The 24,381-nt window shown below is 61.4% G+C and carries 22 protein-coding genes and 1 pseudogene; 20 read left to right on the top strand and 3 right to left on the bottom strand.

The features are described 5' to 3' along the window. The first annotated feature begins 76 nt into the window (after positions 1-76). Positions 77-271 carry a hypothetical protein gene (locus ASG57_RS38290; protein WP_155248698.1) on the top strand — a complete coding sequence of 65 codons (195 nt, stop codon included), beginning with the start codon at positions 77-79 and terminating at the stop codon, positions 269-271. Positions 272-461: 190 nt separating this feature from the next. Continuing rightward, positions 462-1,199 (top strand): IclR family transcriptional regulator, encoded by a 738-nt coding sequence (locus ASG57_RS35190; protein WP_230646568.1) that lies wholly within the window; start codon positions 462-464, stop codon positions 1,197-1,199. Between the two features lie 392 nt (positions 1,200-1,591). Here ASG57_RS35190 and ASG57_RS35185 read toward each other — a convergent pair whose 3' ends face one another. Both ASG57_RS35185 and ASG57_RS35180 read right to left on the bottom strand, forming a co-directional pair. Further along, positions 1,592-2,179, bottom strand: a complete 588-nt coding sequence (locus ASG57_RS35185; RefSeq protein ID WP_057199139.1) for an ANTAR domain-containing response regulator — start codon at positions 2,177-2,179, stop codon at positions 1,592-1,594. After that, positions 2,176-3,348: a transporter substrate-binding domain-containing protein gene (locus ASG57_RS35180; protein WP_057199138.1), complete on the bottom strand. Its 1,173-nt coding sequence runs from the start codon at positions 3,346-3,348 to the stop codon at positions 2,176-2,178. The genes ASG57_RS35185 and ASG57_RS35180 overlap by 4 nt, the downstream gene beginning before the upstream one ends. Positions 3,349-3,759: 411 nt before the next feature. Between ASG57_RS35180 and ASG57_RS35175 the strand changes: the two genes are divergently transcribed. The 9 genes from ASG57_RS35175 to ASG57_RS35135 all read left to right on the top strand — a co-directional run bounded on the left by ASG57_RS35175 (position 3,760) and on the right by ASG57_RS35135 (position 13,218). Continuing rightward, the gene (locus ASG57_RS35175; protein ID WP_057199137.1) at positions 3,760-5,160 is read left to right on the top strand and encodes an amidase; all 1,401 of its coding nucleotides are present in this window, start codon (positions 3,760-3,762) and stop codon (positions 5,158-5,160) included. Positions 5,161-5,177: 17 nt separating this feature from the next. Beyond that, entirely contained in the window at positions 5,178-6,173 is a 996-nt protein-coding gene (locus ASG57_RS35170; RefSeq protein WP_057199136.1) for an acetamidase/formamidase family protein, read from the top strand. A 34-nt stretch (positions 6,174-6,207) separates the two neighbouring features. Continuing rightward, positions 6,208-7,449: an urea ABC transporter substrate-binding protein gene (locus ASG57_RS35165; RefSeq protein ID WP_057199135.1), complete on the top strand. Its 1,242-nt coding sequence runs from the start codon at positions 6,208-6,210 to the stop codon at positions 7,447-7,449. Positions 7,450-7,544: 95 nt separating this feature from the next. Next, the gene (locus tag ASG57_RS35160) at positions 7,545-8,411 is read left to right on the top strand and encodes an ABC transporter permease subunit (protein WP_057199134.1); all 867 of its coding nucleotides are present in this window, start codon (positions 7,545-7,547) and stop codon (positions 8,409-8,411) included. 12 nt (positions 8,412-8,423) lie between these two features. Further along, positions 8,424-9,494, top strand: coding sequence for a branched-chain amino acid ABC transporter permease (locus ASG57_RS35155; RefSeq protein ID WP_024342105.1), 1,071 nt, complete (start codon positions 8,424-8,426; stop codon positions 9,492-9,494). Between the two features lie 2 nt (positions 9,495-9,496). Further along, the gene (locus ASG57_RS35150; protein WP_024342104.1) at positions 9,497-10,216 is read left to right on the top strand and encodes an ABC transporter ATP-binding protein; all 720 of its coding nucleotides are present in this window, start codon (positions 9,497-9,499) and stop codon (positions 10,214-10,216) included. Next, positions 10,206-10,931, top strand: coding sequence for an ABC transporter ATP-binding protein (locus ASG57_RS35145; protein ID WP_029674454.1), 726 nt, complete (start codon positions 10,206-10,208; stop codon positions 10,929-10,931). Before ASG57_RS35150 ends, ASG57_RS35145 begins: the two co-directional genes overlap by 11 nt. A 45-nt stretch (positions 10,932-10,976) precedes the next feature. After that, positions 10,977-11,738, top strand: a complete 762-nt coding sequence (locus ASG57_RS35140) for an SDR family NAD(P)-dependent oxidoreductase (RefSeq protein WP_024342102.1) — start codon at positions 10,977-10,979, stop codon at positions 11,736-11,738. A 76-nt stretch (positions 11,739-11,814) separates the two neighbouring features. Continuing rightward, positions 11,815-13,218 (top strand): amidase, encoded by a 1,404-nt coding sequence (locus ASG57_RS35135; protein ID WP_024342101.1) that lies wholly within the window; start codon positions 11,815-11,817, stop codon positions 13,216-13,218. A 57-nt stretch (positions 13,219-13,275) separates the two neighbouring features. Here ASG57_RS35135 and ASG57_RS35130 read toward each other — a convergent pair whose 3' ends face one another. Beyond that, positions 13,276-14,055: an IclR family transcriptional regulator gene (locus tag ASG57_RS35130; RefSeq protein WP_057199133.1), complete on the bottom strand. Its 780-nt coding sequence runs from the start codon at positions 14,053-14,055 to the stop codon at positions 13,276-13,278. A 180-nt stretch (positions 14,056-14,235) separates the two neighbouring features. On the opposite strand from ASG57_RS35130, the gene ASG57_RS35125 reads away from it, so the two are divergent. From ASG57_RS35125 to ASG57_RS40170, 9 genes and pseudogenes are all read left to right on the top strand, one after another. Beyond that, positions 14,236-15,387 (top strand): ABC transporter substrate-binding protein, encoded by a 1,152-nt coding sequence (locus ASG57_RS35125; protein WP_024342099.1) that lies wholly within the window; start codon positions 14,236-14,238, stop codon positions 15,385-15,387. A 67-nt stretch (positions 15,388-15,454) separates the two neighbouring features. Further along, on the top strand, positions 15,455-16,330 hold the full coding sequence (locus ASG57_RS35120) for a branched-chain amino acid ABC transporter permease (RefSeq protein WP_024342098.1): 876 nt from the start codon (positions 15,455-15,457) through the stop codon (positions 16,328-16,330). Between the two features lie 10 nt (positions 16,331-16,340). After that, positions 16,341-17,315 carry a branched-chain amino acid ABC transporter permease gene (locus ASG57_RS35115; protein ID WP_162250097.1) on the top strand — a complete coding sequence of 325 codons (975 nt, stop codon included), beginning with the start codon at positions 16,341-16,343 and terminating at the stop codon, positions 17,313-17,315. After that, the gene (locus tag ASG57_RS35110; RefSeq protein WP_024342096.1) at positions 17,312-18,049 is read left to right on the top strand and encodes an ABC transporter ATP-binding protein; all 738 of its coding nucleotides are present in this window, start codon (positions 17,312-17,314) and stop codon (positions 18,047-18,049) included. Before ASG57_RS35115 ends, ASG57_RS35110 begins: the two co-directional genes overlap by 4 nt. Next, complete coding sequence (locus tag ASG57_RS35105; RefSeq protein ID WP_024342095.1) at positions 18,036-18,743, top strand: ABC transporter ATP-binding protein; 708 nt, start codon at positions 18,036-18,038, stop codon at positions 18,741-18,743. The genes ASG57_RS35110 and ASG57_RS35105 overlap by 14 nt, the downstream gene beginning before the upstream one ends. Positions 18,744-18,764: 21 nt before the next feature. Next, complete coding sequence (locus ASG57_RS35100) at positions 18,765-20,081, top strand: aspartate aminotransferase family protein (RefSeq protein ID WP_024342094.1); 1,317 nt, start codon at positions 18,765-18,767, stop codon at positions 20,079-20,081. Positions 20,082-20,165: 84 nt separating this feature from the next. After that, positions 20,166-21,824, top strand: a complete 1,659-nt coding sequence (locus ASG57_RS35095) for a hydantoinase B/oxoprolinase family protein (RefSeq protein ID WP_024342093.1) — start codon at positions 20,166-20,168, stop codon at positions 21,822-21,824. Then, entirely contained in the window at positions 21,824-23,881 is a 2,058-nt protein-coding gene (locus tag ASG57_RS35090; RefSeq protein WP_057199132.1) for a hydantoinase/oxoprolinase family protein, read from the top strand. The genes ASG57_RS35095 and ASG57_RS35090 overlap by 1 nt, the downstream gene beginning before the upstream one ends. A 251-nt stretch (positions 23,882-24,132) precedes the next feature. Next, a pseudogene (locus tag ASG57_RS40170) lies at positions 24,133-24,312 on the top strand (SCO family protein); the annotation flags it as partial. Positions 24,313-24,381: the final 69 nt, after the last annotated feature.

Genomic DNA, 24,381 nt, shown 5'->3' with positions numbered 1-24,381 from the left:
ATCCCTGTTCAGTTTTGAGAAGGTGTTACCGCCGCTGCGCACAGTGGCCTGGCCAGTGTCGCCGTCGTGAAACGAGATGAGTGATCTCAAGGAGAATGGTCGCGGGGAGCTTCGACGTGGCGACGAGGAGCTGGTGCACGACCTGTCGAGATCAGTTGATCGCAGCAGAAAAATTCATTCCCGGCTCCATGACGTCTCCCTGCAGCGCGCCCACCTGTGGTGGGACGTCTTGTTTTTTGAGCGGCCACGACGCCGCGGCCTATCGGCCTGAAAGAACACTAGGAGCGGCGCGGCCTGGAGTCCATCTATTACAGATATGTAGTTCTATTTACATATATATGGAAAACAGGTTTGCGAATGAAGCCGAATGGCTCTAGTTTGCGGCTTCGCGCAGGCGGCCCTTTGAGTATATCGAGGTATTGGTCCGCGCCCCGGAATTTACTTCCACCTACGTGTAAATGATGGATTCCAGCATCAAGTCGGCCAAGCGGATCTTCGAAGTTCTCGAATACTTTGAGGATGTGAAGCGTCCGATTTCCCTGAAGGAAGTCGCGACGAAGTGCGGCTATCCGACGTCAAGTGCCGCGGCCTTGCTGAAGAGCATGGCGATGCTGGGATATCTGTTCTACGACAGCTACAATCGCACCTACATGCCGACGATGCGCATCGCGCAGATGGGCCGATGGCTGGACACCGGGCTCTTCGGCGACAGCGCCATCCTTGCGCTCGTCGATTTCGTCCATGGGAGACTCGACGAGCTCGTCAGCATCAGCACACAGTCCGATCTGCATGCACAATACATTCACGCCCTGCAAACCAGCAAGCGCCTGCGCTTCGAAGTGAAGCCAGGGGATGTCAGGCCGCTTGCGATCAGCGGAATCGGACGCACGCTGCTCAGTGGTCATACTGACGTCGAGATTGAAAGGCTCCTGCGTCGCATCAACGCCGTTTGCCCGCGGGAGGAGCACTTCGAACTGAACGCGTTGATGAAGATCGTTAACGGCATCCGGCGCGACGGCTACATGTTCTCAAAACACATCATCGTTCAGGATGCCGGCGTGATCGCAGTCCTGTTGCCAAAGCGTGACTTCGGACGCAACCTCGTCCTCGGCGTCGGCGGGCCGGTGTCCCGTCTTGAGGAGCGGCAGGACGAAATCCTCGCTTGTATCCGCGAAGGCATCGGCCGGTTCCTACCGTGACCTGACCGGTTTGGCAGAGCAAAGGCTTGCTCCATACCCACAGATGAAAGGTCTGTCGGCCTTCACGGCCGATTGCGCTGAGAGGGCATCAAGGAGAGTCTCGCCGTCATTTGCACAGCGAGTCAGCTTTGGAGAGCCGGCTGACGACTGCAGCAAGGGCAGAACGACCCGTTCTCGGCTTGGAGGCGGACCCTTGCTCCGCGCTTGGCCGGAGCAGCGTCGAGCCAGAAGCTTAGGCCAAGGCTTGGCCGAGGGGTAGCAATCAGACGAGGCGTCAGCCGCGCTACGCGATGCGCGTGCTGCGGCTTATTTCCTGTCTGACAATCCAAAGGCAAGGGTGGCAGCACAGCATAGACGATTGCAGCCCGGTCCCCGCCCCGACAGAAGGCGCTCTAGCCTGCTGCACGCGGGAGCATGCCTTTTGCCGTAATCTCCGCCGAAAGCTCTTCGATCGTCTTGCGTTGCTCCATCGCGGCTTTGCGGATCAGCGCAAAGGCGGCCGGCTCGGCGAGTGCGTGCAAATGCATGACCTTGAGGACGGCGGCAAGCACGACGCGACGAGATTTCAAACGGTGCTCCAGCTTGAGAATCTGTTGCTTCAGTTCGCTTGTGCGTTCGCTTCGCTCGAATGCCATGACGAGCGCTGCATAGATGCCTGCCGATCGCAACGGCTTGATCAGGAATGAAGCGGGGTCGAGTTCGAACACCAGTTTCAGGCGGCTCGGGGTCTCTGTGCCGAGCAGCGCGATGACAGGTGATCGCGCCAGGGACGCGCGTTGCGCCGGTTGCAGCAAAGGCAGGAACTCGTCGTCGATCAGCGACAGATCCGGTGTGAAGCCGACGGGCTCAGCCGGCGTCCACGCGACGCCCTCGATCCCGAGACGCTCGAACTGGCGCCGCACGATAGTCGCGTCGCGCTCGTCCTTGATTGCAACGAGTGCCTTGCGTCCGCGCAGCGAAAACGAAGACGGTCTGCTCATTTCACAACCCGCAAATGCGGCGCATTTGGCAAGACGCCCGCCGAGGCTTCCCTCAAGGGGCTGACGGCCACGTCGAGCTGCGTCAGGTAAGGATCAGGCTTAACAGGCGCGTCGGCTTCCCAGAAGATATCAAACTGTCCTTGCGGATTGGATACGGCAAGCCGCGGTGTAAGGACGCAATGATTGTTGCCGCCGTCGATCCACACCGGTCCTTGCGGCGAATTGTAGCGATACCCGGCCGCTGCGCGCCGCACCTCCGCTATGTCGGACGTGCCCGCGCGCTGCAGCGCGCGCGCCAGCAGATAGACTGCGACATAGGCGGATTGCCCGTCGACGGAGGGACTGCTCTCCTCGCCATAGCGCGCCTTCCAGCGCGCGACGAAGGCACGATTCTCGGGCAGGCGGATGCTCTCGAAATATGCCGACGACGTGATGCAGCCGGCCGACGCCGGCCCGACGATCGCCAGTTCCGGCTCGCAGAGGCTGCAGCTCAGCATGGGAATCTGCAGCCCTGCAGCCTTGGTACCTGCGTGAAATGCCCGGATGAAATCGTAGCTCGAGCTTCCGACCAGCGTATTGAACACGATCGGCGGCTTGCGGCGGACGATCTCCTCGACGATGTGACCGACGGCGCTTTCCCCGAGCTCAAGCAGACGTTCGGCGAGAATATGGCCATCTGCCGCGCTGACCAATTCACGGGTAACGCGATTGGTCTCCCACGTCCACACGTAGTTGGAGCCGACGCAGAAGATCTCCCGCGACAGATTGTCGAGCACGTAGCGGACGAGCGGCAGCACATTGTGATTAGGCGACGCGCCGACATACATCACGTTGTCAGAGCACTCGAAGCCTTCGTAGCGGGCGGGATACCAGAGCAGTCGATCGGTGCGCTCGACGATCGGAAGCACCTGTTTGCGGGAGGCGGAGGTGTAGCAGCCGATGATGTGCTTGACGCCGACATTGCGGATGAGGTCGTCGCACACCGTATGGTATTCGGAAACAATGCCGCGAGGATCGCGAATATGGGGTGCGATCGCGAACTCGAACTCCGCATGGTTGTTGATCTCGTCGACTGCCATCATCGCGCTCTTGAGGATCTCGCGGCCCATTGCCTGATAAGGCCCGGACTGTGAGCAGATGATGCCAACGGGAACAGACGGCTTGGTCATTGACGGCTTTCGATCGCGGAAACGCGGAGATGAAATCATCATCGCCGATGAAAGGGCAAGTGGCTTGCCGCTTTGCTGCGCAGCACTCTCTAAATTTAGGCAGACAGCATCGTTGACAATGCGATGGGCAGTTACTTAGACTTTTCTCATACAGGGCTACCTGTCGAACCTCGCGTGCGCCGAACTGGCCGATGACGTCCAGCTCCTTGCACTAAGTGCTTCGTTCGATCACGGACCCTGAAGCGACAGATCATAGCCGCGGCATTTGAGCCATTCGTCACCTCATTCGGGAGGGACGGGTGGCTTTTTTCGTTTGCCGCCGGGGAAAGCTGGCGATGCGTCCGCATCGCCAGAACGGTGACGCGTGCTCGGGGGAGATCGTGCGTCATGTCGAGCAGAGGATGAAGAGCGATGACGGCAACAGACCTCCACTATCTCGGGCTCGTCGAAGTCGGGCAGAAGATCCAGGCGAAGGCGTTGTCACCGGTCGAAGCCACCAAGGCGATGCTGCAGCGGATCGAGAAGCTCGACGGCCAGCTGAAGAGTTTCGCGTATGTGATGGCTGACTCGGCGCTCGCTGATGCCACTACGGCCGAACAGGAGATCGCTTCCGGAAAAATCAAGGGCGTGCTTCATGGCGTGCCGGTTGCGGTCAAGGATCTCTGCTGGGCCAAGGGTGCACCTGCGGCCCATGGCATGACGATCCACCGCGACTTCCGTCCCACCGAGGACGCAACGGTGGTCGCACGATTGAAGGACGCCGGCGCGATCATCCTCGGCAAGCTGCAGCAGACCGAGGGCGCTTACGCCGATCATCACCCGAAGATCGACCCGCCGAAAAATCCGTGGAACGCGGATCTGTGGCCCGGCGCATCTTCCAGTGGCTCCGGCGTCGCCACCGCCGCGGGCCTCTGCTTCGGTTCGCTCGGCACCGATACTGGCGGGTCGATCCGTTTCCCGTCCGCGGCCAATGGTGTCACCGGGCTCAAGCCGACCTGGGGACGAGTCAGCCGCTACGGCGCATTCGAGCTCGCGGCGACGCTGGACCACATCGGTCCGATGGCGCGAAGCGCGGTCGATTGCGGCGCCATTCTTGGCGTGATCGCGGGGCAGGATCCCAAGGATACGACGTCGGTGCCGCTGACGGTGCCGGATTATCTTGCTGGCCTGACCGGGGATCTGCGCGGCGTGACGATCGGCGTCGATCGACGATGGACCAGCGAGGGCACCGACGCCGATTCAGCCAAAGTGCTGGCCGAGGCTTTGCGGGTGGCGGCTGATCTCGGTGCGAAGATCAAGGAAATTGCGTTCCCCGATCCGGCGGCGGTTATCGATGACTGGTTCCCGCTCTGTGGCATCGAAGTCGCGGTGGCGCACGAGGAGACCTATCCAGCGCGCAAGGACGAGTATGGTCCGGCCCTTGCGGGCCTGCTCGAACTCGGCCGGCAGCAATCCGGCATGGACTATCAGAAGATCGTGCTTCGGCGTGAAGCGTTTCGCGGCGCGGTGCGTCTGCTGTTCGAGACGGTCGATCTCATCGCGGTCCCGGCCCAGGCGTTCGCGGCGCCCACGCTTTCAAAGATGGCGGCGCTCGGCGAGGACGCCTCGCTGATCGGCGGCCTGCTTCGCTTCACGTGCCCTTTCGATATGACGGGAAGTCCGACCGTGACATTGCCCGGCGGCTTCGCGGCGAATGGTGGTCCGGTCGGCTTCCAGTTCGTCGGCCGCCATTTCGACGAGGCTGGCCTCGTTCGCGCAGGTGATGCGTTCCAGCGCGTCACCGACTGGCACAAGCGTCATCCCGCGATTTGAGCCGAGGAGCCGACTACATGTCCGAAGACTGGTTGAAGACATCCATCATGGCCAAGCGCGCTGTCGCCAAAGGCGCGGCGGGCGCAACGCATAGTCTGACGATCGAGCAGCAGGGCGGTTTCCACTACGTTTACGGCCCTTATGCCAAGCCGACGCTGTCGATCGACCCCGGCGAGGTGGTCGTCGTCGAGACCGAAGATGCTTTTGGCGGCGTGCTGACCAAAGAGACTGATAGTCCCACCGCCAAGCTCAACTTCCCTTATCTCAATCCACAATGTGGGCCGATCGCGGTGAAGGGGGCCAAGAAGGGCGATTGCCTTGCGATCTACATCCGCGACGTCGAGACCCGGGGCGAACAACCCGCTGGCACGACCTGCATTATTCCGGAATTCGGCGGACTGGTTGGGACGGGCTCGACCGCGCTGCTCAATCCGCCGCTCCCGGAACGCGTGAAGAAGCTGCATGTCGACAGGAACGGCATTCGCTGGAACGACAAGCTCACGCTGCCCTACGAGCCGTTCATCGGGACCATCGGCGTCTCGCCTGAGATCGAGGCGATCTCCTCGCTGCAGCCGGACTATCACGGCGGCAACATGGATCTGCCCGACGTCGCTCCGGGTGCAATCATCTATTTCCCGGTCCATACCGACGGCGGAATGCTCTACGTCGGTGATTGCCACGCAACGCAAGGCGACGGCGAGCTTTCCGGAGTGGCGCTGGAGCAGCGCGCGACCGTCACGCTGCAGGTCGACCTGATCAAGAACTGGAGCTTTGCCTGGCCCCGGCTTGAGACCGAGGATTTCATCATGACGATCGGAAGCGCGCGTCCTCTCGAGGACGCAGCGCGCATCGCATATCGCGAACTCGTGCGGTGGATGGCGGCCGATTACGGGTTCGACGAGATCGACGCCTACATGCTGCTCAGCCAGGCCGGCCGCATGCGCCTCGGCAACATGGTCGACCCCAAATACACGATGGGTGCGTCGATCCTCAAGAATTACCTCAAGCCATGACATCCAACCGATTCCAATGAGAGGGGACATCACGATGAGTTCGAGACGCAAGTTAAGGATGGTTTTGCTCGGCGCCATGCTTGGCGCGGCGGCATCGACAAGTCTTGCCCAGGCGGCCGAGCCACCGCTGAAGGTCGGCCTGCTCGAGGACGTGTCGGGCGACCTTGCCTTCATGGGCATGCCGAAACTGCACGGCTCACAGCTCGCCGTTGAGGAGATCAACAAGAGCGGCGGTATCCTGGGTCGGCAGATCGAGCTCATCCACCTTGATCCGCAGGGCGACAATGCGCGCTACCAGGAGTTCGGACGCCGGCTGCTCAATCGCGACAAGGTCGACGTGCTCATCGGTGGTATCACCTCGGCCTCGCGCGAAGCTCTGCGTCCGATCGTCAATCGTACCTCGACACCGTACTTCTACACCAACCAGTACGAAGGCGGCGTTTGCGACGCCAGCATGATCAGCATGGGCGCGGTACCCGAGCAGCAATTCTCGACGCTGATTCCCTGGATGGTCGAGAAGTTCGGCAAGAAGGTCTATGTTATCGCCGCCGACTACAACTTCGGTCAGATATCGGCAGAGTGGAACCGCAAGATCATCAAGGATCTCGGCGGCCAGGTCGTCGGCGAGGAGTTCATTCCGCTTGGCGTGTCGCAGTTCGCGCAGACCATCCAGAACATCCAGAAAGCGAAGCCGGACTGGCTGCTCACGATCAATGTCGGCGCCGCCCAGGATTCGTTCTTCGAGCAGGCAGCGGCGGCCAATCTCAACCTGCCGATGGGCTCATCGATCAAGGTCATGCTTGGCTTCGAGCACAAGCGGTTCAAGCCGCCGGCGCTGAACAACATGCATGCGACCGCGAACTGGTTCGAGGAGATAGACACGCCCGAGGCGACCGAATTCAAGAAGCGCTGGCGCGCCAAGTTCCCCGACGAGCTCTACATCAACGACATGGGGTACAACGCCTACAACGCGCTCTACATGTACAAGTCGCTGGTCGAGAAGGCGAAGTCGATCAAGCTCGAAGACATGCGGAAGGTGATCGCGAGCGGCGACGCCTGCATCGACGCTCCCGAAGGCAAGGTCTGCATCGATCCCAAGAGCCAGCACACCTCGCATCGCATGCGGCTGATCTCGGTCGGGCCCAAGCACGAGGTGAAGGTCGAAAAGGACTATGGAACGATCCAGCCTTACTGGCTTGGCGAGATCGGGTGCGATCTGACCAAGAAGAACGACAAGGATCAGTACACGCCGAGCCATCTGCCGAAGAAATCGTGATGCTCGGGCACAGATCTTGCTCGTGTTGAATGTCACGATCTTGAACAAGGCCGGCGCCGCAACGATGCGGCGCCGGGAGCGGCAAGGGGATCAGGATGTCGGCTGAAGTGTTCTCGGTATTCTATCAATTCGCCGACGTGTTTGCGTTCCTCATTCTCTCGGCCGCAGGTCTCGCCATCGTGTTCGGCATGATGGGCGTGATCAACATGGCGCATGGCGAGTTCATCATGTGCGGCGCCTACGTCACCGTTGGCCTCGTGAACCTCGGCGTGCCGCTTGCGCTCGCCCAGATCCTGGCCGCGGTGACCGCGGGCCTTATCGGTGTGATCGTCGAGTTCCTGGTCGTGCGGCGTTTCTATAAGCGGCCGCTGGATTCGCTGCTCGCAACCTGGGGCTTGAGTCTCATCGTGACGCAATCGATGCTCCTGATCGTCGGCTCCGCCGTGCGAGGTATCGGAACGCCCGAGGGAAGTTTTGCGATCGGTGGCTACACGTTTTCGACCTATCGCCTGGTGCTGTTCGGTTGCGCGGTAGCCGTGCTGGTCGGCCTCTACATCATCTTCATGAGGACGCGGTTCGGCGTGATTGCCCGCGCGACAATGCAGAATGCGGCGATGGCCAAGGCGCTTGGCGCGCGCACCGGCAGGATCTATGCAATCAGCTTCGGGATCGGGACCGGCCTCGCCGGGCTTTGTGGGGCGCTGTACGCGCCGACCATGACGCTGATCCCGACCATGGGTGCGACCTTCGTGGTCGAGAGCTTCGTGACCGTCGTCATCGGTGGAGCCAACGTGCTGCTCGGAACGGCGCCGGCGGCCGTGCTCCTGGCGATGATCCGGATGACGCTGAACGCAAGCTACGGTCAGATCATCGGACAGATCGGCATGCTGGTGGCCGTCATCCTGATCATTCGCGTGTTGCCCGAAGGGCTCTCAAGCGTGCTGGTTCGTCGTGGGCGCTAGGGGGAAACATTGATGTTCAAGCTGCTGGAAGGTCCACAGACGCTCGGGCGCGGCAGGATGTTCTGGACCTGCTTCCTCGTTGTGTTGGGGGGAGCGCTGGCTTACCCGCTGTTCGCCGACTCCTACGACGTCGGCAATTTCGCCTACTTCCTGATCTGGATCTTCATGGCGCTCGGCCTCTGCCTGATGTGGGGCTATGGCGGCATGCTCTCGTTCGGCCAGACCTTGTTCTTCGGCATCGCCGGCTACGGATACGGCGTGCTCGCGATCAACATGGGCGGCGGCACCGCGACGATCGCCGCGCTCGTGCTCTCGGTCGCCCTCGCGATGATTGCGGCAGGCATCCTCGGCTACTTCATGATCTGGGGCGGCATCAACGGGATATTCTTCGGCATCGTGACGCTGTCCGCAACGCTGGTGCTGGCCTTCTTCCTCGGCCAGACGGCCGGGCCCGAATGGCATATCGGTCCGGCGCGGCTGAACGGCTTCAATGGCATGAAGGGCATGGACCCGCTGACCGTGGGTGACTTCTACATCGAGGGATCGGCGCTTTACTACGTCCTGGTCGCGCTGATCGTCATTGTATATCTGGCGCTGCGGATGCTGTTGAATTCGGGTGTCGGCAACGTCATCGTGGCGACGCGCGAGAATCCGCAACGCGCGGAGATGCTGGGCTATGATGTCCGTAAATATCAGCTTCTGACCTTCGTGATCGGCAGCGGCCTCGCGGGGTTGAGCGGTGCGCTCTACACGTCGTGGGGGCAGTTCATCACGCCCTCCAGCATCGGCCTCCCTGCGGCTGCGATGCCGATCGTATGGGTGGCGTTCTCCGGACGGAGCGACCTGACGGCGACGCTGGTCGGATCGTTCCTGCTGCTGTTCGGCTTTCAGACCATCACCGTCTACAGCCAGCAGGCCGCGCTCGTGCTGATGGGGGCGCTGCTGCTCGCAACGGTGATGCTGGCGCCGCAGGGCTTTGTTCTCGGCATCGGTAAACTCGTTGCGGACTGGTGGCGCGACCGACGTCGAGGTGACGATGCCGTCGTCACGGAGGCCGGTCGCTTGCAGTCGGAAGAGGCCTGATCGTGGCGCTGGTCGAAGTCAAGGGCGTATCCAAGAGGTTCGGCGGGCTGACCGCCGTCTCCGGGGTCGATCTCACGGTCAATGCGGGCGAGGTCCACTGTCTGATCGGGCCCAACGGCGCCGGCAAGAGCACGCTGTTCAAGCTGATCGTAGGGCTCTATCCGCCGACCGAGGGCAACATCCTGTTCGATACCGTCGACATCACGACCGAGCGTCCCTATGCGCGCGTGCAGCGGGGCATGAGCATCAAGATGCAAGCTCCGAGCGTGTTCAAGGAATTGCCCGTTCGACAGAACATCCAGACGGCGCTCCAGGAACGATTGTCCGGCGCGGAGCGCATCGCCGAGGAGGATCGCCTGCTGACGCTGCTCAACCTCGCACCGGACAGCGGCAAACTCGCCGGTGCGCTGTCGCATGGTCAGCAGCAATGGCTGGAAATCGGGATGGCGCTGGCGCTGAAGCCGCAGCTCCTGCTGCTGGACGAGCCGACGGCCGGCATGTCGCCGGAAGAAACCTACAAGACAGGCGAGCTGATCAAATCGTTCAATGCCGAGGGAATGACGGTGCTCGTCGTCGAGCATGACATGGCCTTCGTACGGCAGGTCGCGCAGCGCGTCACGGTGCTGCATCTCGGCAAGATCTTTGCGCGGGGCAATCTCGAGAGCATCTTGCAGGACGAGAAGGTCGCTGAAATCTATCTCGGTAAGACCCATGCTCACTAAGCCCAATCCCACCGACCGGATCCTGGACGTATCGGAGCTGTGGGCCGGATACGGGGCAACGCCGATCCTGCAGGGGGTTACCATGTCGGTCTCGCGCGGCGAGATTGTCGGCGTGATCGGCCGCAACGGCGTCGGCAAATCGACCCTGATGCGCTGTCTCATCGGCCTGCTACAAACTTGGCGCGGTACGATCAGCTTCATGGAGGAGGACGTCACAGCGCTGGAGGCCGACGCACGGGCGAGGGCGGGTTTCGGCTACATCCCGCAAGGGCGTGACGTATTTCCACAGATGACGGTCGACGAGAATCTTCTGGTCGGCGAACTGATCGGTGGCCCGCGCAGCAAGAAGCTGCCGGAGCTCGTATATGAATACTTTCCACGGCTGAAAGAACGTCGGCGGCAGGCCGCGGGCACCATGTCGGGCGGCGAGCAGCAGCAACTGGCCATAGGCCGCGCGCTGATCGGCAATCCGTCCCTCATGATTCTGGACGAGCCGTCCGAAGGCATCCAGCCGTCGATCGTCCAGCACATCTGCGAGGCGCTGAGGTCGTTCCGGAACGAGCTCGGAACGACCATCATCTTCGTCGAGCAGAACCTGGACACGATCCTCGCGATCGCGGAGCGCTGCTACATCATGGAGAAGGGCAGGATCACGAAGTCGCTGGCCGGCGGCGAGGTCAACGAGGACAACGTCCGCGAACAGCTGCTGCTCTGAAAGGCCGTTTCGGCGTATTCAAGCGTCAATTGGGAGGGAATGAACATGGATCTGGGACTCAAGGGAGCAAAGGTTCTCGTCACTGGTGGCACGAAGGGCATTGGCAGGGCGATCGCCGAGACCTTCGCGGCCGAGGGGGCCAATGTGGGCATTTGCGCGCGCAATCAGGCTGACGTCGACAACGCAGTCACCGCGATCAAGGCGAAGGGCGTCGCTGCATTCGGCAGCTCGGTCGACGTCTCCAATGGACCGGCGCTCAAAGCCTGGGTGGAGGATATGGCCTCCAAGCTGGGCGGCATCGATATTGTCGTCGCCAATGTCAGCGCGCTGTCGATCGGGCAGGACGAGGAGAGCTGGGAGAAGGAGTTCTCGACCGACATGATGGGCACCGTGCGGCTGGTCAATGCAGCAATGCCGTATCTGGAGAAGAGCAAGGCCGCAGCGATCGTCACCATCTCCAGCGTGTCGGGCCGCGAAGTCGACTTCGCCAGCGGCCCCTATGGCACGTTCAAGGCCGCGATCATCCACTACACGCAAGGGCTGGCTTTCCAGCTTGCCGGCAAGGGCATTCGCGCCAACTCGGTCTCGCCGGGCAACACCTACTTTGAGGGCGGGGTCTGGAATCAGATCAAGGACGGCAATCCCGAGCTTTACAAGACCGCGCTCGCGCTTAACCCGACCGGCCGCATGGGTACGCCGCAGGAAATGGCGAACGGTGCGGTATTCCTTGCCAGCAAGGCCGCGAGCTTCATCACGGGGACCAACCTCGTGATCGACGGTGCGCTCACGCGCGGCGTGCAGTTCTAGACGCATCCGGAGCCACGCAGCAACGGGGGCGCGGCACGTGGGGCGAAGCCATTTCCGATAACAACAGGGCTGTCAGATGTCAGCAGATCCAATTCACTATAAGTCGATCACAGAGCTCTCCGGGCTGTTCCGCCGGGGTGAGCTCCTGCCGTCGAAGGTGACCGAGGCCATGCTGGGACGGATTGAGAAGCTCGACGGCAGGTTCCATAGCTATGCACTCGTACTCGCCGATCGCGCCATGGCTCATGCGAAACGCCATGACGCCGAGTTCGCGAAAGGCATCTGGCGGGGGCCGCTGCACGGCGTGCCGATTGGACTAAAGGATCTCTGTTACACCACCTTTGCGCCGACGGCGGGCGGCACCACGATCCACGCCAAGTTTATCCCGTCCTTCAACGCGACGATCGTGGACCGGCTCGAACTCGCCGGCGCCGTCGCGCTCGGCAAGCTGAAGATGACCGAGGGCGCCTACACCAGTCACCATCCGAACGATCAGGCTCCGCTCAATCCTTGGAACATCGAATACTGGGTTGGCTCCTCCTCGAGCGGATCGGGCGTGGCAACGTCGGCGGGGCTCTGCTTCGGTTCGATCGGCAGCGACACCGGCGGCTCTATCCGATTTCCGTCCGCTACCTGCGGGCTGACCGGCATCAAGCCGACCTGGGGACGCGTCAGCCGTCACGGCGTTTTTCCCCTCGCGGACTCGCTCGACCATGTCGGGCCGATGTGCCGAAGCGCGGCGGATGCGGCCGCCATGCTCGGCGCCATCGCGGGCGCCGATGTCAACGATCCCACGGCGCTGCAGGAGCCGGTACCGGACTATCTGACCGGGATTGGCGGCGGCGTTCGCGGCTTGCGGATCGGCGTGGACCGCAGCTACACCCAGGATGGTATCGATCCGCAGGTTGTCGCCGCGCTGCTGGAAGCTGAACGCACGCTTGCGGAGCTCGGCGCAGACATCCGCGAGATCAAGTTCCCCGCATACGAGAAGCTCGTCAGCATGTGGATTCCGATGTGCTCGATCGAGACCGCAGAGGCGCATCTTGAGACCTATCCATCGCGGAAGTCGGAGTACGGCCCCGATCTGGCGCAGCTGATCGAGCAGGGGAGATCCATGAGCGGCGTCGAGATCGCGCAGATCCATCACGAGCGCTTGAAGTTCTGCGGAAGCCTCGCGGCCTTGTTCGGTGAGGTCGATTTGCTGCTCATTCCCACCATGCCCGTGCCGATCCCAACGCTGACCAAGATGGGCGAATACGGCGCCGATCCGACTGTGCTGCTCAGCATCCTTCGCTTCACCGCGGTGTTCGACTTCTCCGGAAGCCCCACCATCACGCTGCCGAATGGCATGGCGTCGGACGGCCTGCCGCTCAGCATGCAATTGGTCGGCCCGCATCTATCGGAGGATGTGCTCGCCCGCGCCGGGCATGCCTTCCAGTCGGTGACGGATTGGCATACCCGGCGCGCGCCGATCGACTGAGGGTTATTCTGGCTCGGCCGCGGGCAAAGCGGCTGCAGCGCCCTTCGTCGCGAAGTCTCAACGCCGACGATTTACAGCCATTCCTCGGGATAGGGCTTTCGAGAGAGCTGCTGCAGTCTTCCGGAGAGCCGAAAGCCGTTCCTCCATCTGCTTGTTCATGATGCGCTCAAGCGGCCCGGTCATGCCGACGGATTGAAGGACTGTGCCATCCGAAAGCGTGACGGGGACCGCAAGTGCCGCAAGTCCTTCGTCGATCTCCCCGATACAAGTGGCGTAGCCCGATCTTCTGACTTTTGCGAACTCCTGGTCAATCCACTTTCGGCTGGTGTGCGAATTGACGGTCGGCTTGGGAAGCTCATTTGAAAGGGCCTCAGCGATCAGCTCCTTGCTCTGAAAGGCCATGATGGCCTTGCCAGTCGCTGCGGCATTCACGGGCATCTCGATTCCCGGCTGAACATATCCGCGCCACCTCACATCGGGCGAATATGAAACGGCTACGAGGACGCGCGACCCAACGAGGCGTGCGAGATAGCAGGTCTCGGAGGTCGCCTCCGTCAAAGCATGAATGTGGGGACCGGCGAGCGACGCGTACCAGCCATCGTCCGCGCTTGCATGAAGCAAACGCGTCAGCCGATCGCCCACGGAATAGGTGCGTCCTGCTTCCGCTTCGACTGCCAGCCCTGATCGAACCAGCCCTTTCAGCAGTCGATGTGCGGTTGTCTTGGGGAGTTCGAGGATCGATGAGACGTCGGCGAGCGTGATCGCGCCGGGGAAGGCGGCAATCACTTCGAGCACGTCGATGTATCGAGCCAGCGGGCCGGGCGAGTTGTCATCCATTTGCATGTGATCCGATCAATCTTTGTGCGACGCAAGCAAAAATGAACGGCTTGACTCCTGGCGAGGCGGCCGTTTACCGTTTCATAATTCGGGATTATGTTCCGAAAAACGGAACGACTGTCAAGCCCTCGTGAAATCCGCTGGGTGCGATGGAGAGATTTTTTCATTCTAGGAGGCGACATGAAGATTACGCGGAAGGCTGGTCTCGGCGTGACGATCGGAGCGGCGATGCTGTCGTTCGTGAGTGTGGCTCAGGCTCAGCAGGGCAGCCCTATCCTGATCGGCGCGACTGTGCCGATGACGGGGCCACTGTCCCTGACCGGCAAACAGTATCAAAACTCCCTTTCCATGGCCGAAGAGGACATCAACAAGGCCGGGGGCATCAACGGTCGCCATATCAAGATCGTGTTCGAGGACACGCAGGCGTCCAACGGAACTGCTGTCAACGCGTTCGTAAAGCTGGCCCAGGAAACCAAGCCAGCATTCTTCTTCCTGTCGAGCTACTCCACGCAGAATCTCGCAACGGCGCCCGAGCTAAGCAAAGTTCAGGTACCGGCGATGTATGCCGGCGGTGCCGACGTCGTGGCCGATAAAGGCAACGAATGGATGTTCCGGATCCGTCCGGCGGACAGCGTTTCGGCCGAAGGAATGGTGAAGGCCGCAGTCGACGTCATCAAGGCAAAGAAGCCCGGAATTCTCTACATCCAGAACGACTTTGGTCAGGGCGGTGCGCAGACTGCCGCCAAGCGCTTCGAGGCCGCCGGGATCGCGGTCGCCGGCATGGAAGCCTATGGCCAGAACGACAAGGACTTCTCCGCGCAGCTCCTCAGTCTCCGCAATAAAGGCGCCGATGCCATTCTGATCTTCAATTATCCGCAGGATGGCGCGCTGGTCCTCCGCCAGGCGAAGCAGCTCGGCTTCAAGATGCCGCTCGTTACGTCCTCTGCTGCGCTGGTGCCCGCGGCGACGCAGCTTCTTTCGCCGTCGGATCTCGAGGGGGTCTGGGGCGTGGTCGATGCCTTCATGGACGTCAGCGTCGGCGGCCGGATGAAGGACTACGTGGAGCGCTTCAAATCGAAATTCGGGGTTGATCCAGATCCCTACGGGCTCGCGTATTATGACGGTGCGATGCTGATGGCGGACGGCATGCGCAAGGCCGGAACCGACCCGAAGGCGCTGCGCGAATGGCTGTCCTCGGTCAAGGGGTGGCAGGGCATTGGCCACGTCTACTCGTATGACAACAAAGGCAATGGGGTTCGCGACCTCGCGGTCGTGAAGGCAAAGCCGGGCACCAAGACCTTGGAACTGGTCCAACCTGTCTCGCTCAACTGATCATTCGAAACGAGTTGGTCTGCGGTCCGACAAGTCGGCCGCAGACCGGGATCGTGCAGGGAACGTCATGGCGGACTTCGTTCAGCTCATCATCAACGGTCTGGCGATCGGTAGCGTCTATGCGCTCGCTGCGATCGGCTTCGTGATCGTTTACTCTGCTACCGGCGTGGTCAATTTCGCCGCCGGTCAGTTTGTAATGTTTGGAACGTTCGCGGGCGTTGCGACGCTCGTCAACGCGCAGCTGCCATGGCCCTTCGCCTATGGTGCGGCGCTCCTCATCATGGCGCTGTTCGGGGCCCTGTTCTTTGTCTCGGTTTATCTGCCTCTGCGGCGCGGTTCGATAGTGACCATCATCATCGGGACCGTTGCCGTCAGCATCACGATGCAGAACGCCGCCTTGCTATCCTTTGGATCATGGCCATTCCGGCTGCCATCTCCCGTCGAGGACAGCGCGGTTTCGCTTGGGGGTGCGATCATTTCCCTGCATGCCCTGGCGGTGGTCGCGGTGACCGCGGTGATGGTGGCCGGGCTATGGCTTCTTTTCAATCGTACTTCGGTTGGCGTGGGCATGCGAGCCGTAGCGCAGGATGTACAGGCTGCCAGATTGATGGGTCTTAAAGTCAACCGCCTGCTGGCGTTCTCATGGATCCTCGCCGCGGTACTCGCGGGCGTCGCGGGATTGATGCTCGGCCCGATGTGGTTCGCGGACGTCAACATGGGGGATCCGATCGCATTGAAGGCCTTCGCCGCGACCATCATCGGTGGTTTTGGGAGCCTGCCGGGAGCGATCGTGGGCGGCCTTTTCGTCGGCTTGAGTGAGGTCCTCGGCGCATCGTATGTCTCGTCTGCGTACAAGGATCTGATCTCCTTCGGCATAATGATCGCCTTTCTGCTTGTGCGTCCGCAAGGCGTGTTCGGCGAGAAAATTCAGGATCGAGGCTGAGAGGATGGCGATGCGCATTCCCCTGCAGATCGCGACGGCGATCATTGTGCTCGGCGGGATCTCCGGTATGGTCCTGCCGGAATATCATCTTCGCTTGTTGAATCTCTCGCTGATCTCCGCGGTCGCGGTGATTGGGCTCAACTTTGCGTTTGGCTATGCCGGTTTGATCTCGCTTGGCCATGCGGCTTTTGTTGGCATGGGCGGCTATGGCTTGGCCATCCTGACGACCACTTGCGGATGGTCACCGTGGCTCGCTGCGCCAGTAGCGATTGCGGCGACAGCCATTTCTGCCGGCCTGATCGGGTACCCATTGCTTCGCCTGCGCGGGCACTACCTGGCACTGGCGACGCTCGGCCTCAACGTGTCGTTCTATATCGTAACGTCCAATTGGATTGCGATGACAGGGGGGACCAACGGGATCGCGCGGATCCCGGGATTGGCGCTTGGCTCGTTCAGCTTCTCCGGGGAGCACCAGTTCCTGTGGCTTGCGCTTATGGTTCTGGCGCTGATCGCCGCCGCCGCGGCCGCATTGCACAAGTCCCGCCTGGGCCGCGAAATGATAGCTGTGCGCGATGATGAGATCGCGTCCGAGATGACCGGAATCGATACGACGCGGATCAAGATTGAAGCGTTCGTGCTTTCCGCCATCTGCGCTGCCGTTGCCGGGTGCCTGTTTGCCCTGCACATGCGCTTCGTTGCGCCGGAGGATTTCACCTATGCGCACTCGATCACATACCTCGCCATGTTGATCGTCGGCGGCGAAGGCACAATCGTCGGTGCTGTCCTCGGAGCGGTGCTGCTGACGTTTCTGCCGGAATGGTTGCGCTTTCTCGGTACCGCCTACCTCTTCTTCTTCGGCCTGCTGGTGCTTGGGATTCTGGTGTTTCTGCCCACGGGTCTCGTTGGCCTCGGCCAACGCTTGAGCCGTCGGTCAGCTAAAACTCCGCTTCTCGCATCTGCTCGCGCTCCGGAGGCGACGTCATGAACGCCTTGGAAGCACGAGGCATTCACAAGCGCTATGGAGGTCTCGCTGCGTTAGCGGACGTGGATCTGACCGTCAAAAACGGGCAGTTCGTCGCTGTCATCGGGCCTAACGGCGCTGGAAAGTCCACCCTGTTGAACGTTCTGACTGGCCTGGCGATGCCAGATGAAGGGCAGGTGCTTCTCGCCGGGCAGGCGATCACGCGGATGGCCACCAACAAGCGTATTCGTGCCGGCCTCGGCCGTACGTTCCAGCACGGACGGGTATTCGCACGCCTTAGCGTGCTAGAAAACGTGATGACGGGTGCGGCGATACGCGGCCGCCTAAGCGAGTCTGACCTGCGCGACTTCTCGATGGAGATCATCGAGCAAATGGGATTGGCAGACGTGGCGCACGAAGCCATTATGTCGCTCTCGTACGGTCGGCGCCGAATGGTGGAGCTCTCACGTGCGTTGGCGTGCCGGCCGCACGTCCTCCTGCTGGACGAACCGGCGGCCGGCCTCAATTCAGGCGAGGTCGATCAACTAATCGATCGCCTGGCGGAGTTGCGGGCGATGCACGGACTCGCCGTGGTGCTGATCGAACACAATATGGGGATGGTCATGCGGCTCGCCGAGCGCATCTTCGTTCTCAATTTTGGTTGCAAGATCGCCGAGGGAACTCCAGCGGAGATACAAGCAGATCCGGCCGTGCTGTCTGCTTATCTGGGCGAAGGATATGCTCATGCTGTCGTGTAACGATCTCGTGGTCGCGCATGGCGATATCGTGGCGCTGCAGGGAGTGACCCTCCAGGTCGAAGCTGGCGAAACGGTCGCGCTTATCGGTGCCAATGGCGCCGGCAAGACGACCTTGCTCCATGCGATCTCCGGCCTCAACCGAGTTTCGTCGGGAGACATAAGATTCGAGAGACGCTCGATCGCCGGATGGCCCACCGACGCACGCGTTTCCGCTGGCATTGCGCAGGCGCCCGAAGGCCGAAGGATATTTCCTGGATTGTCGGTCGAGGAGAACCTGACCCTTGCGACCGTCAGCTGGCGCCGTTGGAGGCAGTCGATTGCGGCCGATCTCGATCGCGTCTTTGGATTGTTTCCGCGCCTTAAGGAGCGCCGACGACAACTGGGATGGTCATTGTCGGGCGGAGAGCAGCAGATGCTGGCGATCGGACGTGCTCTGATGGCCCGCCCCAAGTTGCTGTTGCTCGACGAGCCATCGCTCGGCTTGGCGCCGCGGCTTGCCGAAGAGGTTTACGAACAGGTCAGGTGCATTGGCGAGACCGGTCTGACCATTCTGGTAGTGGAGCAAAATACGGTACTCGCGCTCTCGGTCGCCGATCGTGCCTATGTGCTGGAGACAGGGCGCATTGTGCTGGAAGGACCGGCAGACGAACTCAAGCACAATGCGCGCGTTCGCGAAGCTTATCTGGGGCGCTGAACCCAGGATCAAGGAGGCAAGATGTATCCCGCCAATCATTCTCAATCGCGAGATCTCTATCAACGAGCGCTCAAGAGCCTGCCGGGTGGCAATACGCGAACCACCGTCTATATGAAGCCGTTCCCGATCTACGCAGCTTCGGGCGCCGGCTGCCGTGTCCGGGACGTCGATGGCAATGAGTATATCGACTGCATCAACAACTTCACGTCTCTCATCCATGGCCACGCTCATCCCGCATTGATCGAGGCGGCGACCAAGCAACTCGCTCTGGGCTCCGCCTTCGGCATGCCGACGGAGTCCGAAGTCGAACTCGCGGAGTTGCTGGCAGCAAGGCTTCCATCCGTAGATCATGTCCGCTTCTGCAATTCGGGCACCGAGGCGGTAATGATGGCGCTAAAAGCGGCCCGCGCCTACACGGGTCGCCCGAAGATCGCGAAGTGCGAGGGTGCTTATCACGGCTCCTATGACTACGCTGAAGTCAGCCTCGACCCGACACCCGCGGCTTGGGGAGGCAACGCCCCGGTATCGGTAGCCTATGCCAAAGGCACGCCCGACAACGTGCTCGCGGACGTCGTGACCATTCCGTTCAACGACGTCGAAGCGGCCGTGAGCCTGATCCGCGAGCATGGTCCCGAACTCGCTTGTGTACTCGTTGATCCTATGCCGAACCGGGCGGGTCTGGTTCCGGCGGATCGAGCCTACGTGGAAGCGCTCCGTCAGGTCACGCGGGAAGTCGGCGCGCTGCTTGTCTTCGACGAAGTCATCACATTCCGTCTCGGCTATGAGGGCGCACAAGGGCTCTGGGGCATCGATCCGGACCTGACGACGCTCGGCAAGATCATCGGTGGCGGCTTCCCGGTCGGCGCGGTCGCCGGCGGCAAGACGTTCATGGCGGTGTTCGATCCATCTTCCGGCAAACCGGCGCTCCCGCACGGCGGCACCTTCTCGGCCAATCCCGTCACCATGCGCGCCGGTCTTGCCGCCATGATGTTGCTCGATGCAGCAGCCTATTCACGCCTCGATCGGATCGGCACTGCGGTACGCGACGGCATCAATGCGGCCTTCCGCAAGACTGGCGTTGCCGGGACCGCAGTCGGATTGGGCTCGCTCCTCAAGGTTCATTTCACCGACCGCAACGTCCGGGATTATCGTTCGGCTTACTCGAGCGAGGTGGAAGCGAAGCGCCAGGCCGTTTTCACCGCCGGGTTGCTCAATCGCGGGATTTTCGTCGCGAGCTATGGCCTGATGGCGCTGTCGTTGCCGATGACCGATGCTGACGTCGATACGATTGTGAAGGCGGCCGCGGAGTCCTTGGAGGAGGTCGCCGCGTTCGGCTGATCAAGCTCCCTGTAGCGCGAACTGTTCCGACTGGCGCCCGCTTGACATCGGATTGAGATTTTAATTTCTACCAGCAGGCTTGCGATGACCTCAAAGATCGACCCCATCACCCGCTCCGTTGTCCAGCATCGTCTAAGTTCGATCGTGAACGAAATGGGCGAAGCGATGCTGCGTACATCTTACTCGCAGATCCTGAACTCCAGCCGTGACTTCTCGCTGGGGATCTGCGACGTGAATGGGCGTTTGATTGCGCAGGCGGACCATATTCCGGTTCATGTCGGCGCGCTGTCCTGGGCGACGCTTGCGATCGAGGAGCGCTTCAAGGACATCAAGCCAGGCGACGTTCTGCTGCTCAACGATCCCTACCATGGTGGCAGTCACTTGCCCGATCTGACCGCGTTCGTGCCAATCTTCGATGGGGAACGGAGGCTGTACTGGACCATCGTGCGTGCACACCAGAGCGATATCGGCGGGGCGACCCACGGCGGCTACAATCCGGGCGCGACCGACATTTGGCAGGAAGGATTGCGGGTACCGCCGATCCGGCTTTATGAAGCGGGCAGACTTCGTGACGACCTGCTCGACATGCTGGCACTCAACGTGCGGAATTCTCGAGATTTCCGCGGTGATCTTGCTGCGATGATTGGTGCGGCGCACCTCGGCGAACGCCGTGTCAGGCGGCTGCTCGACGAGTTTGGTGGACAGGTCGTCGAGGCCGCCGTCGAAGCAATTCTCGATGCTGCCGAACAACAGACGCGGGCAGTCCTAGCGACATGGCAGGACGGTACGTTCTATGGAGAAGCGTATCTCGACGATGATGGTCATGGTCGAAGCGATATCAGAATCGCCGCGAAGGTGACCAAGAAGGGATCTGACATCGAGATTGATCTTTCGGAGTCGGACCCTCAGTCGACGAGCTTTGTCAATTCGTCGCACGCCAATATGCAGGCTGCGGTCGTCATGGCTTTTGCCTATCTCATCGATGCGGATATTCCCAAGAACGCCGGCGCACTTCGGCCGCTGAAGGTCGTTGCCAAACAGGGCACGATCGTATGGGCAGATCCCGGCCGGCCGGTCACGATGTGCACCAGCCATCCTTCGAATGAAATTGTGGAGGCTATCGTCAAGGCACTTTCCCAGTCGTGTCCGGATCGTGCGATGGCCGGGTGGAGCCGCAGATTCCGCATCGCCATCCAGGGTGAGAATCCGCGGACAGGGCGCAATTTTATCTGGCATTTGTTCCAGGCCAGGCCCGGAGGAGGGGCGTCGTCGGCGGGCGATGGTTGGTCATCGATTGGTGAATGGCATACGGTCGGGGGTATCAAATTCGGCAGCATCGAGGTCGATGAAGCCCGCTTTCCGCTCTATTTCCGGCATCACGAATTTCGTCCGGACTCCGGCGGAGACGGCAAGTTTCGCGGCGGCCTGGGCGTGTCGTTGGATCTCGTCGTGGAAACGGCGAAGCCTGCGCGAGCGAACACCGCAGGCGAGGGCACGAAGCATGGCGCATGCGGGATGCTCGGCGGCAGTGATGGCCTTCCCCATCAGTACACTCTCGTGTCGCAGGGCCGCGCGCCGCGGGTGCTGCGCACGAAGGAGGTCGGCATCGAAGTCCTTCCCGGCGACTGCTTCGAGGTGCGCTCCTCAGGCGGCGGAGGATGGGGCCCCCCTGGTCAACGGTCTGCTGAAGCGCGCGAAGGCGACTTGATGCAGGGCCTGACGACAAAGCTCACGACGATTTAATGGATAGCCTGAAGATGTTTACCATCGGAATCGATGTTGGCGGAACGTACACTGACCTCGTCGCGGTCGATCGCGACGGCAACACCGTGTTCGCAAAATCGCCGACAACGCCGGCGGACCAGTCTGTAGGCGTCATGAATGGACTTGAGGAACTCGCAAGCCGGCTGAAGATGCCACGAGCGGAGATGCTCGCCAGGACGGACCGCCTGGTGCACGGGACAACAGTGGCGACGAACGCATTGCTCGAGCGGAAGGGGGCAAAGGTCGCGCTACTCACGACGGAAGGCCATCGAGACGTCATCGAAATGCGCGAGGGTCTGAAGGAAGATCGCTACAACCTCCGCATCCCACCTCCGGCCCCCCTGGTTCCGCGCCAACTACGCTTCGGTGTACGTGAGCGCGTCAGGCCGAACGGCGAGGTGCTGATTCCACTCGATCAAGACTCCCTCGGTAAGGCGATCTCGGCGATCCGCGCCGCCGGAGCAAGCTCCGTGGCCGTGTGCTTCCTGCACGCCTACCGCAATCCAGCGCACGAGATTGCGACCGTCGAACGACTGAAACGCGAGCTTCCAGAGCTCAACGTCTCTCGGTCGAGCGATGTGTTGCCGCAGATCAAGGAGTATGAACGCGCTTCAACAACGATCGTGAACGCTTACGTTGCTCCGCTGGTGCGGCGCTATCTGACCAATCTGGAAGCCCGGCTGAGGGACGCGGGCCTGACCAGCAGCCTTTTTGTTATCCTTTCGCATGGCGGGATGGCCCCGCTTGAGGAAGCCGCGCGGCTCGCTGCAGGCACCGTACTTTCCGGCCCCGCGGGTGGTATCTCGGGATCCCGGCGCTGTGCGGAACAGCTCGGAATTCCCAACCTTGTCCCTTTCGACATGGGAGGAACCAGCACGGACATCTCGCTGATTACTGATGGTCGCGCGTCGCTGTCCGCTGAGGGAGGGCTCGCCGGTCAACGTATCGCGCTAAGGAGTCTCGATATCGCGAGCATCGCCGCCGGTGGAGGGTCGATTGCTACTCTAGATGCGGGTGGTACGCTCCGCGTCGGGCCAGAGAGCGCTGGGTCGGTGCCAGGGCCGGCTTGCTACGGCAACGGTGGTGTTGAACCGACGGTTACCGATGCCAATGTCATTCTCGGATATCTGGACGCGTCTGCGTTCATGGGCGGAAAGCGGCCGCTCGATCGTGCAGCCGCAGAAGCGGCAGTGGATCGTATTGCGAAAGCGCTGGAGCTGTCGCGGGACGATGCAGCGGCTGGAATCTATCGAATGGTCAATCTGCGCATGGCGGACGGTATCCGTCTGATGACCCTGCGTCGCGGTGTCGACCCGCGACGCTTCGCGCTGCTTAGCTTTGGTGGCGCTGCCGGCCTGCACGCGGCCGAAGTTGCGCGGGAACTTGAAATCAAGCGCATTATCGTGCCGACGGCGGCGTCAGTCCTGTCCGCCTGGGGCATGTTGACCAGCGATCTGCGGTACGAGGTGAGCCATACGCATTACAGCGCCGGCCAACGGATTACGGCCCAGGAGGTCAGGGCCATCTTCGCCAACCTGGAAAGAGAGGCGACGGGTCGCCTGAAGTCGTGGTTTGGCGGCGATGTGGCAATCGAACGTTCCGCCGAGATGCGGTACGGCGAGCAGATCTTCCAGATTGATGTCCCGCTAAACAATCTTGATTGGGCGTCGGACGACATCGTCGATCGGATAGAGGATCAGTTCCATCGTCGCCACGAAGAGCTATACACCTACTCGTCCCCGGATCAGGAAGTGGTGTTCGTCAATGCGCGGGTTTCTGCCCTAGGCGCTGTCCCGAGCGTCGGACAAGTCGCGCGTGGGCAGGAGACCGAAGCGCCTTGCAAACCAAGAGAACGTCGAAAGGCGTTCTTCGGCCAATGGCGAGAAGTTGATGTTTTCGCCGCCGATCAGCTTCGTCCGGGGAACAGGATCGAAGGTCCAGCAATTGTGGAAGCGGAAACGACGACAGTCGTCATCGGCGAGGGCGATCAAATCGAGGTAAACGATCTGGGCTGGCTCGACATCAGGCTCAGGTGACTGAATGACGAGTCTGCTCAGGCTTCGAGACCGCTACTTCCGCTCTGGGACTTGGGTGTATGGAATCGGACGGGTCAGAAGCGACCGTGGTCGACGATCATTGCAGGCCGCCGATTTCTTTGCGCCGGTGGTCCAAGTAGGGGAACTGTGGTTATAGCGACGCGCGTCGGCGCTTTGGGCGCGCTTTACCACCTTCGAATGGCTCGGATGGCTGCAATCAGGTTCGGTCTCCCGACGGTCGGCTCGGACCGCTAGCGTCGCGGCTGCCGCCGCATTATGTCGCCGTCGATCCGGAGCGCGATACGCCGGGGATCCTGAAAGGGTCTCCCTGGAACGCGGCTATGCGCATTGTACCTGGCCTGACCGGCTCGCGCGAGAACATCGGGATATTCAGCCAGTGCCGGACGGCGGCGAGAGAACACCGCCCGTGAGCGCTCTTCGGGATCGGGTCCGCTGCGCGAACCTCTCCAGATCGTCGGCCGAACCGGAATTGATTCAAC

It is taken from the genome of Bradyrhizobium sp. Leaf396 (assembly GCF_001424605.1).
Lineage (GTDB): Bacteria > Pseudomonadota > Alphaproteobacteria > Rhizobiales > Xanthobacteraceae > Bradyrhizobium > Bradyrhizobium japonicum_C.
The sequence above is the reverse complement of the archived record's forward strand: the minus strand, read 5'-3'. Positions and strand labels throughout refer to the sequence as shown.

Excerpts from the sequence above, each read along its gene's own strand:
- ASG57_RS38290 (WP_155248698.1), top strand. The coding sequence starts at position 77 with ATGAGTGATCTCAAGGAGAATGGTCGCGGGGAGCTTCGACGTGGCGAC.
- ASG57_RS35190 (WP_230646568.1), top strand. The coding sequence starts at position 462 with ATGGATTCCAGCATCAAGTCGGCCAAGCGGATCTTCGAAGTTCTCGAA.
- ASG57_RS35185 (WP_057199139.1), bottom strand. The coding sequence starts at position 2,179 with ATGAGCAGACCGTCTTCGTTTTCGCTGCGCGGACGCAAGGCACTCGTT.
- ASG57_RS35180 (WP_057199138.1), bottom strand. The coding sequence starts at position 3,348 with ATGACCAAGCCGTCTGTTCCCGTTGGCATCATCTGCTCACAGTCCGGG.
- ASG57_RS35175 (WP_057199137.1), top strand. The coding sequence starts at position 3,760 with ATGACGGCAACAGACCTCCACTATCTCGGGCTCGTCGAAGTCGGGCAG.
- ASG57_RS35170 (WP_057199136.1), top strand. The coding sequence starts at position 5,178 with ATGTCCGAAGACTGGTTGAAGACATCCATCATGGCCAAGCGCGCTGTC.
- ASG57_RS35165 (WP_057199135.1), top strand. The coding sequence starts at position 6,208 with ATGAGTTCGAGACGCAAGTTAAGGATGGTTTTGCTCGGCGCCATGCTT.
- ASG57_RS35160 (WP_057199134.1), top strand. The coding sequence starts at position 7,545 with ATGTCGGCTGAAGTGTTCTCGGTATTCTATCAATTCGCCGACGTGTTT.
- ASG57_RS35155 (WP_024342105.1), top strand. The coding sequence starts at position 8,424 with ATGTTCAAGCTGCTGGAAGGTCCACAGACGCTCGGGCGCGGCAGGATG.
- ASG57_RS35145 (WP_029674454.1), top strand. The coding sequence starts at position 10,206 with ATGCTCACTAAGCCCAATCCCACCGACCGGATCCTGGACGTATCGGAG.
- ASG57_RS35140 (WP_024342102.1), top strand. The coding sequence starts at position 10,977 with ATGGATCTGGGACTCAAGGGAGCAAAGGTTCTCGTCACTGGTGGCACG.
- ASG57_RS35135 (WP_024342101.1), top strand. The coding sequence starts at position 11,815 with ATGTCAGCAGATCCAATTCACTATAAGTCGATCACAGAGCTCTCCGGG.
- ASG57_RS35130 (WP_057199133.1), bottom strand. The coding sequence starts at position 14,055 with ATGGATGACAACTCGCCCGGCCCGCTGGCTCGATACATCGACGTGCTC.
- ASG57_RS35125 (WP_024342099.1), top strand. The coding sequence starts at position 14,236 with ATGAAGATTACGCGGAAGGCTGGTCTCGGCGTGACGATCGGAGCGGCG.
- ASG57_RS35120 (WP_024342098.1), top strand. The coding sequence starts at position 15,455 with ATGGCGGACTTCGTTCAGCTCATCATCAACGGTCTGGCGATCGGTAGC.
- ASG57_RS35115 (WP_162250097.1), top strand. The coding sequence starts at position 16,341 with ATGCGCATTCCCCTGCAGATCGCGACGGCGATCATTGTGCTCGGCGGG.
- ASG57_RS35110 (WP_024342096.1), top strand. The coding sequence starts at position 17,312 with ATGAACGCCTTGGAAGCACGAGGCATTCACAAGCGCTATGGAGGTCTC.
- ASG57_RS35105 (WP_024342095.1), top strand. The coding sequence starts at position 18,036 with ATGCTGTCGTGTAACGATCTCGTGGTCGCGCATGGCGATATCGTGGCG.
- ASG57_RS35100 (WP_024342094.1), top strand. The coding sequence starts at position 18,765 with ATGTATCCCGCCAATCATTCTCAATCGCGAGATCTCTATCAACGAGCG.
- ASG57_RS35095 (WP_024342093.1), top strand. The coding sequence starts at position 20,166 with ATGACCTCAAAGATCGACCCCATCACCCGCTCCGTTGTCCAGCATCGT.
- ASG57_RS35090 (WP_057199132.1), top strand. The coding sequence starts at position 21,824 with ATGGATAGCCTGAAGATGTTTACCATCGGAATCGATGTTGGCGGAACG.